The sequence below is a fragment of the Mycobacterium colombiense genome (genome assembly GCF_001672755.1).
Lineage (GTDB): Bacteria > Actinomycetota > Actinomycetes > Mycobacteriales > Mycobacteriaceae > Mycobacterium > Mycobacterium colombiense_C.
In genome coordinates, this window is record NZ_LZKI01000133.1 from 82,925 (window position 1) to 93,080 (window position 10,156).

Below are 10,156 nucleotides of genomic sequence, written 5' to 3' on the forward strand. Positions count from 1 at the left end.
GACAACACAGTGGCCGTGAGATGACAGCGGGCGACAGGGCGAAGGGAAACGACAGGCATGAGTCCGGCAACCGTGCTTGACTCCATCCTCGAGGGAGTCCGGGCCGACGTTGCCGCGCGCGAGGCGCTCATCAGCCTGTCCGAGATCAAGGCCGCCGCAGCGGCCGCGCCGCCACCGCGCGACGTGATGGCCGCCCTGCGCGAGCCCGGAATCGGTGTCATCGCGGAGGTCAAGCGCGCCAGCCCGTCGGCGGGTTCGCTGGCGACCATTGCCGATCCGGCGAAACTGGCCCGGGCCTACGAAGACGGTGGCGCCCGCATCATCAGCGTGTTGACCGAGGAGCGGCGCTTCCACGGCTCGCTCGACGACCTCGACGCGGTTCGCGCGGCCGTCTCGATACCGATTCTGCGCAAAGACTTTGTCGTGCAGCCGTATCAGATCCACGAGGCGCGAGCGCACGGCGCGGATATGTTGCTGCTCATCGTCGCGGCGCTGGAGCAGTCGGCGTTGGTGTCGATGCTGGACCGCACCGAATCACTGGGCATGACGGCGCTCGTCGAGGTGCACACCGAGGAGGAAGCCGACCGGGCGCTCAAGGCCGGGGCCAACGTAATCGGCGTCAATGCCCGCGATCTGGCGACGTTGGAGGTGGACCGGGATTGCTTCGCGCGCATCGCTCCCGGGCTGCCCAGCAACGTGATCAGGATCGCCGAATCCGGTGTGCGCGGTACGGGAGACCTGCTGGCGTACGCCGGTGCGGGCGCCGACGCCGTCCTGGTCGGCGAAGGCCTGGTCAAAAGTGGTGATCCGCGCGCCGCGGTTGCCGACCTGGTCACCGCTGGCACCCATCCGTCCTGTCCGAAACCGGCTCGCTAGTCGCTACGTCACTCCAAAAGCCCCAGCGCTGAAACGTTGAACCCATGAGCCATCCCCGCATAGAGACTTGGTGATGGTGGACCTGTCCCGCCCGGACCTTCCGCTCGCGAGCGCAGCCATCGCCGAACCCACCCGCCACGAACCCGATGCGGGTGGCCATTTCGGTGTGTACGGCGGCCGCTACGTCGCCGAGGCGTTGATGGCCGTGATCGAAGAAGTCACCGCGGCCTACGAGAAGGAACGTGTCAACCAGGATTTCCTGGACACGCTGGATTACCTGCAGGCGAACTACGCCGGCCGGCCGTCGCCCCTGTACGAGGCCCCCCGACTGTCCGAGCAAGCCGGCGCGCGCATCTTCCTCAAGCGAGAAGACCTGAACCACACCGGTTCTCACAAGATCAACAACGTGCTCGGTCAGGCGTTGCTGGCCCAGCGGATGGGCAAGAAGCGGGTGATCGCCGAGACCGGCGCCGGTCAGCACGGCGTCGCGACCGCCACCGCGTGCGCCCTGCTCGGCCTGGAGTGTGTGATCTACATGGGCGCGGTGGACACCGAGCGTCAGGCGCTCAACGTGGCGCGGATGCGCCTGCTGGGGGCGACGGTCGTCTCGGTGGAAAGCGGTTCCAGGACGCTCAAGGACGCCATCAACGAGGCGTTCCGCGATTGGGTTACCAACGCCGACAACACCTTCTATTGCTTCGGCACCGCGGCCGGCCCGCATCCCTTCCCCGCCATGGTGCGCGACTTTCAGCGGATCATCGGCCTCGAGGCGCGCGCCCAGATCCAGGCTCAGGCGGGCCGGTTGCCCGACGCCGTGGTGGCCTGCATCGGCGGCGGTTCCAACGCCATCGGGATCTTCCACCCGTTCATCGACGATCCGAATGTGCGGCTGGTCGGATTCGAGGCGGCCGGCGACGGCGTCGAAACCGGCAGGCACGCCGCGACATTCAGCGGCGGCTCGCCCGGTGCGTTTCAGGGATCTTTCTCGTATCTGTTACAGGACGAGGACGGGCAGACCATCGAATCCCACTCCATCTCAGCCGGTCTCGACTATCCGGGAGTTGGCCCAGAACATGCGTATCTGCGCGAGACGGGCCGCGCCGAATACCGTCCGATCACCGACTCCGAGGCGATGGATGCATTCCGAATCCTGTGCCGCACGGAGGGAATCATCCCGGCCATCGAATCCGCGCACGCCGTGGCGGGTGCGCTGAAACTGGGACCCGAGTTGGAGCGCGGCGCGATCGTCGTGGTGAACCTGTCCGGGCGCGGCGACAAGGACGTCGAGACCGCCGCGAAGTGGTTCGGGCTGTTGGGATCCAGCGATCGATGACGGTCAAACACAGCGAAGCGGGCAAGCTCGAGTCGATCTTCGATGACTGCCGCAAAGACAATCGCGCGGCGCTGATCGGCTATCTTCCCACCGGTTACCCCGACGTGCCGACGTCGATGAAGGGGATGACGGCACTGGTCGAATCGGGTTGCGACATCATCGAAGTCGGGGTTCCCTATTCGGATCCGGGCATGGACGGCCCGACCATCGCCAAGGCCACTGAGATCGCACTGCACGGGGGAGTGCGCGTTCGCGACACCCTTGCCGCGGTCGAGGCGATCAGCGCGGCCGGCGGCCGCGCCGTGGTGATGACCTACTGGAACCCGGTACTGCGCTACGGGGTTGACGCGTTCGCCCGGGATCTGGCATCCGCCGGCGGCTTCGGCCTGATCACGCCGGATCTCATCCCCGACGAGGCCGGGCAGTGGTTGGCGGCCTCCGAGGAGCACCGGTTGGACCGGATCTTTCTGGTGGCGCCGTCCTCGACGCCGCAGCGGTTGGCGATGACGGTCGACGCGTCGCGTGGATTCGTCTACGCGGCCTCGACGATGGGCGTGACCGGGGCGCGCGACGTCGTGTCCAACGCCGCGCCCGAGTTGGTGAGCAGGGTCAAGGAGGTATCCGACATACCCGTCGGTGTCGGTCTGGGGGTGCGGTCGCGAGAGCAGGCCGCCCAGATCGGCAGCTACGCCGACGGTGTCATTGTCGGGTCCGCGCTGGTGTCGGCACTGGGGGACGGGGGGTTGACTGCATTGCGTGCACTGACTGAGGAACTCGCCGCCGGTGTTCGTCAGAGGGCGGCCGCCTCATGACAAAGCTGCTGGCCTATTTCCCGAGCCCGCCGCAGGGCGTATGGCACCTCGGCCCGCTACCCATCCGGGCCTATGCGTTGTTCATCATCGCCGGCATCGTGACCGCACTGCTGATCGGTGACCGGCGCTGGGAGGCCCGCGGCGGCGAGCGCGGCGTGATCTACGACATCGCGCTGTGGACGGTGCCGTTCGGCTTGATTGGTGGCCGGCTCTATCACCTGGCCACCGATTGGCGCACGTATTGGGGCCCCGGTGGCGCCGGACTCGGGGCGGCCGTGCGGATCTGGGACGGCGGCTTGGGTATCTGGGGCGCCGTGGCGCTCGGCGCGGTGGGCGCCTGGATCGGCTGCCGCCGGCATGGGATTCCGCTTCCGGCCTTCGCCGACGCGCTGGCTCCCGGAATCATTCTGGCGCAGGCCATCGGCCGGCTCGGTAATTACTTCAACCAGGAGCTCTACGGCCGCGAAACCACGCTGCCGTGGGGCCTGGAGGTCTTCTACCGCCGAGACCCCTCGGGCTACATCGACCCGCATTCGCTGGATGGCGTCTCGACGGGCCAGATCGCGTTCGTGGTGCAGCCGACCTTCCTCTACGAATTGATCTGGAACGTCCTGATTTTCGTCGCGCTGATCTATGCGGACCGGCGCTTCACGTTGGGCCACGGCCGCCTGTTCGCTCTGTACGTGGCGGGCTATTGCGTCGGGCGGTTCTGTGTCGAGCTGCTGCGCGACGACACCGCCACCCACATCGCCGGCATCCGGATCAACTCGTTCACATCGACTTTCGTGTTCATCGGGGCCGTGGTGTATCTGATGGCGGCGCCGAAGGGCCGCGAAGATCCCGAGAGCCTGCGCGGCAATCAGTACCTCGACGAGGAGGAGGCGGAAGCCGAGCCGGAGGAAGAGCCCGCGACGGTGGCCGCAGCGACAACCGCGGCGGGCGCTGTGGGCGTGGCGGCAGCCGATGCGCCGACATCGTCGCTGCAGACGCCGGAGGCCGACGAAACCACCGCCGCCGATGCGGAAGCCGAAGAACCGGTGGCGGACTCGACGGAGGCCGTCGAGCCGGAAGCCGGCGCAGCCGAGGTCGAAGAGCCGGAGGCCGAGAAGCCCGAGGCCGGGGAGTCCGAGGTCGGGGAGTCCGAGGTCGGGGAGTCCGAAGCGGTCGAGGCAGAAGCGGAATCCGACGAGACGGAAGCCGAGGCCGAGCCTGAGGAGGTCGAGACCGAGGATTCCGAAGCGGAGGAGCCTGAAGCCGGAGCAATAGAGCCGGAAGCCGAAGCTGCGGAGCCGGAAGTCGAAGCGGCGGAGCCGAAAGCTGACGAGCCTGAGGCGGAAGAGTCCGAGCCTGAGGCGGAAGAGTCCGAAGCGGAATCGGAAGAGCCCGAAGCCGTCGAGCCTGAGGCCGAAGCGGGGGGGTCGGAAACCGAACAGCCCCAAGCCGAAGCCGCGGAGCCGGAAGAGCCCGAAGCGGAATCGGAAGAGCCGCAAGCCGAGGAATCGGAAGAGTCCGAAGCGGAATCGGAAGAGCCCGAAGCCGCGGAATCGGAAGAGCCCGAAGCGGAATCGGAAGAGCCCCAAGCGGAATCGGAAGAGCCCGAAGCCGAAGAATTGGAAGAGCCCGAAGCCGAGGAACCGGAAGCGAAAGAGGCCGAGCCCGAAGACGAAGAGCCGAAGGCCGCAACGCAGGACGAGCCGGCTGCCGAGACGCCCGAACCCGAGACACCCGAACCCGCAACGAGCCCAGCCCAGCCGGAAACCCGTCGGCGATGGGGCTCGCGACTGAGGAACCGGCTGTCGGGCCGCTGACCACCGCCGAGCCCCGATTTCACAGCTCGGGGCGCAACGGATCTGGCATGCTGAAAAACGTGACCAACGCGAGGTCAGCGGCAAGATGAGGCAATCTCATTCGCCCGCGCAACCCCATCCGCACGGCCTGCGGCGCCATCGCCTCTCCATCGCGACCGGGACCGGCGTGGCGCTGGGTGGCGCGCTCGGCTACGTCGCGCTGGCGGACCCGCACAGTCCGAGTGCGATCTACCCGACGTGTCCGTTCAAATGGCTCACCGGCTGGAATTGCCCGTTTTGCGGCGGGCTGCGGATGACGCACGACGTGTTGCACGGCGACCTGATGGCCGGCATCCACGACAACGTCTTTTTGCTGGTAGGAATCCCGCTGTTGGCCGCATGGCTGCTGGTGCGCCGCGCCCGCGGCAAGGGATTGCCGCCCCGGGCCGCGTTGCTGACCGTCGTCGTCGCGACGATCGCGTGGACCGTGCTGCGTAACCTGCCGGTCTTCCCCTTGTTTCCCACCGTTCTTGGTGGGTAAAAGCACACTGCGCGGCGGCCGCTATCTGCGGGCCGTAGGGGTTACACACGACTATGCTGGGTCGGCGTGAGTAGACGCGGGAAGATCGTCTGCACCCTTGGCCCTGCGACCAATTCGGATGAGTCGATCCTGGCCCTGGTTGAGGCCGGAATGGACGTCGCGAGGCTGAACTTCAGCCACGGCGACTACTCCGATCACAAAGCCGCCTACGAGCGCATCAGGTCCGCTTCCGACGCCACGGGGCGCGCCGTCGGCGTGCTCGCCGACCTGCAGGGCCCCAAGATCCGGCTGGGGCGTTTCGCGACCGGGCCCACGTACTGGGCCGACGGCGAAACGGTGCGGATCACCGTCGCCGACTGCGAGGGCGACCACGACCGGGTGTCGACCACCTACAAGAAGCTGGCCGAGGACGCCGCCGTCGGCGACCGGATCCTGGTCGATGACGGCAAGGTCGGCCTGGTGATCGACGGCATCGAGGGTGACGACGTCATCTGCGGTGTCGTCGAGGGCGGCCCGGTCAGCAACAACAAGGGCATCTCGCTGCCCGGCATGAACGTGTCCGCACCGGCCTTGTCGGAGAAGGACATCGAGGATCTCACCTTCGCGCTCGAGCTCGGTGTCGACCTGGTCGCGCTCTCGTTCGTGCGTTCGCCCTCGGACGTCGAGTTGGTGCACGAGGTGATGGACCGCGTCGGCCGGCGGGTGCCGGTGATCGCGAAGCTGGAGAAGCCGGAGGCCGTCGACAATCTGGAGGCCATCGTGCTGGCCTTCGACGCGATCATGGTGGCCCGTGGCGACCTGGGCGTCGAGCTGCCCCTGGAAGAGGTCCCACTGGTACAGAAGCGGGCCATCCAGATGGCCCGGGAGAACGCGAAACCCGTGATCGTGGCGACCCAGATGCTCGATTCGATGATCGAGAGCTCACGGCCGACCCGGGCCGAGGCCTCCGACGTCGCCAACGCCGTCCTGGACGGGGCCGACGCGGTGATGTTGTCCGGGGAAACCTCGGTGGGGAAGTATCCGCTGGCGGCCGTTCGGACCATGGCGCGCATCATCTGCGCGGTCGAGGACAACTCCACGGCCGCGCCGCCGCTGACGCACGTGCCGCGCACCAAGCGCGGCGTGATCTCGTACGCGGCCCGCGACATCGGTGAGCGGCTCGACGCCAAGGCGCTGGTCGCGTTCACCCAGTCCGGCGACACGGTCAAGCGCCTCGCGCGCCTGCACACCCCGCTGCCGCTGCTGGCCTTCACGGCGTGGCCCGAGGTGCGCAGTCAGCTGGCCATGACCTGGGGCACCGAAACGTTCATCGTCCCGATGATGACCTCCACGGACGGCATGATTCGCCAGGTCGACAAATCGCTGCTGGAACTCGGTCGTTACAAGCGGGGCGACCTGGTGGTCATCGTCGCCGGCGCGCCACCTGGCACAGTAGGGTCAACCAACCTCATCCATGTGCATCGGATCGGGGAGGACGACGTCTAACTAGAGGAGAGCGTGTGCCGGCCGGCTGTGAGTCTCAAGAGCCGAATGCGGTCGACGAAGCCGCGGCACAGACCCATCCGGACTTCGCGGAGCTGCTGGCGACACTCGATCTCCACCGCGTCGACGACGACCTGTTCATCGGTTCGCATCCCAGCAAGAACCCCATGCGGACCTTCGGCGGTCAGCTCATGTCGCAGTCGTTTGTCGCGAGCAGCCGCAGCCTGGTTCGCGACGACCTGCCGCCGGGCGCGCTGTCGGTGCACTTCATCAACGGGGGAGACACCGCCAAGGACATCGAATTCCGCGTGACGCGGCTGCGCGACGAGCGCCGCTTCGCCAATCGGCGCGTCGATGCGATGCAAGACGGCACGCTGCTGTCCACGGCCCTGGTCTCCTACATGGCTGGCGGCCGCGGCCTGGAGCACGGCGTCGAGCCGCCGGAGGTGGCCGACCCGCACACGCAGCCCACCATCGGCGAACTCCTGCGTGGCTACGAAGAAACCGTTCCGCACTTCGTCAACGCCCTGCAGCCCATCGAGTGGCGTTACACCAACGACCCCGCCTGGGTGATGCGCACGAAGGGCGATCGGCTCCCGCACAATCGCGTCTGGGTCAAGGCTTTGGGAGAAGTTCCCGACGACCCCGTATTGCACACGGCGACAATGGTGTATTCGTCGGACACCACGGTATTGGACTCGGTTATCACTACACACGGCCTTTCCTGGGGATTCGACCGCATATTCGCCGCCTCGGCCAATCATTCCATTTGGTTTCACCGGCAGGTCAACTTCAACGACTGGGTGCTGTACTCCACATCGTCGCCGGTGGCGGCCGATTCGCGGGGACTGGGCACCGGGCACTTCTTCGACCGATCCGGGCAACCGCTCGCCACGGTGGTGCAAGAAGGCGTGCTGAAATACTTCCCATCTTCCGGTCGATAAAACGTGACCTAATAGCTACGGAATCTCCGCGCGAATTCGGGCCCTGAACGGCCCTCGTCCGGCGTAGCTTTGACGTAGTCGGGTATTCGGTGCAGAGGCGGTAATCAACCCGCCCAGCTGGTGTCAGCGCATCGGGAGGTGATTGTGAACGGGCCAGTGGTGGACGTCACGGTAGCAAGACCTCGCGCGCGCGAACGCGTTGTCGTGTCGGTCGATTCGCTCGCGGCCCGTCTGATCGGCGCGTTGGCGCTGTTCGGCGCGGCGTGCTGGCTCATCGAGATCCTCGCCCGGCACCATCGCCATCCGAGCTGGGACTACACCGACCGATTGGCCTGGTCGCTGACCGTGCTGGTCGCGGTGGCCTGGATGGCTCGCGGCATCTTTCTCGGCCGGCCCGTGACGACCTTGCACGCCACCGCGGCCGCCTTTTTCGTGCTGGCGGGACTGGGCCTGCATGTGCTGTCGTTCGATTTGCTCGGTGATTTGGTAATCGCCAGCTCGGGCATGGTGTTGATGTGGCCGACGACCTCGTATCCGCGGCCCGGTGACCTGCCGCGTGTCTGGAAACTGATCAACGCGACCGGCGGCGACGCGCTCGCGCCGTTCACCATGCAGACCGGCAAGAGCTATCAGTTCACCGCCGACGGCACCGCGGCGCTGGCCTACCGGACGCGGATGGGAATCGCCGTTGTCAGCGGTGACCCGATCGGCGACGAGGCTCACTTCCCGGAGCTGGTCGCCGATTTCGTCGCCACCTGCCACGCCCACGGATGGCGGATCGCCGTGGTGGGATGCGGCGAGCGCCGGCTGGGCCTGTGGACCGATTCGACGGTGTTGGGACAATCGTTGCGGCCCATACCGATTGGCCGCGATGTGGTGGTCGACGTGTCCGGCTTCGACATGGTGGGTCGCAAGTTCCGCAACCTGCGTCAGGCGGTGAAGCGCACCCACAATTGCGGTGTCACAACAGAAATCGTGTCGGAGCAGGGACTCGACGACAAGCTGCTGGCCGAGCTGACCGAGGTGGTGCGCGAGTCATCCAAGGGGGCCCACGCCGATCGCGGATTCCACATGAACCTCGACGGCGTGCTGGAGGGCCGCTTCCCGGGAATCCAGCTCATCATCGCCCGGGACAAAGCGGGCACGGTGCAGGCATTCCACCGGTACGCCACGGCCGGCGAGGGCAGCGACATCACCCTCGACGTGCCCTGGCGCCGGCGCAGCGCCCCCAACGGCCTCGACGAGCGGCTCAGCGTCGACATGATCATGGCCGGCAAAGAGACCGGGGCGCAGCGGGTATCGCTGGCGTTCGCCGCGTTCCCGGAGATTTTCGACGACAAGAACCGCGGCTGGACGCAGCGCGTCTTCTACCGGTTGATCCACGTGCTCGACCCGTTGATCGCCCTCGAGTCGCTATATCGGTATGTGCGCAAGTGGCACGCGCTGGACGCACGGCGCTACGCGCTGATCTCCATGACGCAGATCGTCCCACTACTGTTCGTGCTGCTGTCGCTGGAGTTCATGCCGCGCCGGCGACACCTTTGAGTCCGCCCGCGTCACCTCGTCATCGACGCGTAGTTGCCGACAGCCCAGCCCCTCGGGCAGGTGGTGAGTAGCCACCACCACAGTCCGCTGTGCGGGCATCAACCGCGAATTCGGGGCCAACAGGTCGCGGAGGACCTGTTCGGCGTCAGTGACATCGAGGTGTTCGGTGGGCTCGTCGAGCAGCACGATCCGCGTGGGCGAGATCACCGCGCGGGCCAGCAGCAGCCTTCTGCGCTGACCAGCCGAAAGGGCTTGCGCCCCACCGGTGAGCACCGTGGACAAGCCGTCGGGCAGACCCGCGAGCCAGGCGCCCAGGCCGACCGCGTCCAGTGCTGCCGTCAATTCGTCGTCGGGGCAGTCTCCGCGGGCGACCAACAGGTTGTCGCGGATGGTGGTGGCGAAGATATGCGCGTCCTCGGCGAAAAACGCGATCGTGCTGCGCAAGTCGGTCTCGCCGAACTCGTTCACGGCGGTACCGTCCAGCGTCACCCGTCCGTCCAGGGGCGGCAGCAGGCCGGCGAGCGTCATCAACAGCGTCGTCTTGCCGGAACCGCTGGCGCCGGTGACGGCCAGCCGCGCGCCCGGCGGCAGATCCACCGCGATCCGGGTCGAGCGTGCCGCGCCGTCATGACCGGAACGCACGTCGGCCGACAACCGTCCGGTGCCGGCCGGTGTGGGTGCGCTCGCCGTCGCGGTCTCGGGTCCGGGCGGGGTCAGTTCGAGCAGGCGGCGCGCGGCGATCCGCGACCGGGTCAATTGGACCGCGGCGGCCGGTAACGGCGTCATCGCCTCGAAGGCGGACAGCGGCAGCAATATCAGCACGGCCAGGGTGGTGG

General features: G+C 67.1%; 9 protein-coding genes. 8 read left to right on the forward strand and 1 reads right to left on the reverse strand.

Going from position 1 to position 10,156, the window contains the following annotated elements; genetic code table 11:
• Positions 1-57 precede the first annotated feature (57 nt).
• The 8 genes from trpC to A5708_RS19235 all read left to right on the forward strand — a co-directional run bounded on the left by trpC (position 58) and on the right by A5708_RS19235 (position 9,320).
• Positions 58-876 (forward strand): indole-3-glycerol phosphate synthase TrpC, encoded by an 819-nt coding sequence (trpC, locus tag A5708_RS19200; RefSeq protein WP_007776189.1) that lies wholly within the window; start codon positions 58-60, stop codon positions 874-876.
• Between the two features lie 70 nt (positions 877-946).
• Complete coding sequence (gene trpB / locus A5708_RS19205; RefSeq protein ID WP_196772680.1) at positions 947-2,209, forward strand: tryptophan synthase subunit beta; 1,263 nt, start codon at positions 947-949, stop codon at positions 2,207-2,209.
• A complete protein-coding gene (gene trpA, locus A5708_RS19210; RefSeq protein WP_065030140.1) occupies positions 2,206-3,021 on the forward strand; it encodes a tryptophan synthase subunit alpha in 816 nt (271 codons plus the stop codon). The genes trpB and trpA overlap by 4 nt, the downstream gene beginning before the upstream one ends.
• A complete protein-coding gene (locus tag A5708_RS19215; protein ID WP_065030141.1) occupies positions 3,018-4,829 on the forward strand; it encodes a prolipoprotein diacylglyceryl transferase in 1,812 nt (603 codons plus the stop codon). The genes trpA and A5708_RS19215 overlap by 4 nt, the downstream gene beginning before the upstream one ends.
• Before the next feature lie 166 nt (positions 4,830-4,995).
• Complete coding sequence (locus tag A5708_RS19220) at positions 4,996-5,349, forward strand: DUF2752 domain-containing protein (protein WP_065030142.1); 354 nt, start codon at positions 4,996-4,998, stop codon at positions 5,347-5,349.
• 66 nt (positions 5,350-5,415) lie between these two features.
• The gene (gene pyk / locus A5708_RS19225) at positions 5,416-6,834 is read left to right on the forward strand and encodes a pyruvate kinase (RefSeq protein ID WP_065030143.1); all 1,419 of its coding nucleotides are present in this window, start codon (positions 5,416-5,418) and stop codon (positions 6,832-6,834) included.
• A gap of 92 nt (positions 6,835-6,926) precedes the next feature.
• Entirely contained in the window at positions 6,927-7,775 is an 849-nt protein-coding gene (locus A5708_RS19230; RefSeq protein ID WP_155766081.1) for an acyl-CoA thioesterase II, read from the forward strand.
• Positions 7,776-7,919: 144 nt separating this feature from the next.
• Positions 7,920-9,320, forward strand: coding sequence for a bifunctional lysylphosphatidylglycerol flippase/synthetase MprF (locus A5708_RS19235; RefSeq protein WP_065030151.1), 1,401 nt, complete (start codon positions 7,920-7,922; stop codon positions 9,318-9,320).
• On the opposite strand, the gene A5708_RS19240 is transcribed toward A5708_RS19235, so the two are convergent.
• A partial coding sequence (locus tag A5708_RS19240; protein ID WP_155766080.1) for an ATP-binding cassette domain-containing protein occupies positions 9,267-10,156 on the reverse strand: 890 nt, incomplete at its 5' end. The genes A5708_RS19235 and A5708_RS19240 overlap by 54 nt on opposite strands.

Coding starts and splice junctions, on each gene's coding strand:
- trpA (WP_065030140.1), top strand. CDS start 2,206: ATGACGGTCAAACACAGCGAAGCGGGCAAGCTCGAGTCGATCTTCGAT.
- trpC (WP_007776189.1), top strand. CDS start 58: ATGAGTCCGGCAACCGTGCTTGACTCCATCCTCGAGGGAGTCCGGGCC.
- A5708_RS19215 (WP_065030141.1), top strand. CDS start 3,018: ATGACAAAGCTGCTGGCCTATTTCCCGAGCCCGCCGCAGGGCGTATGG.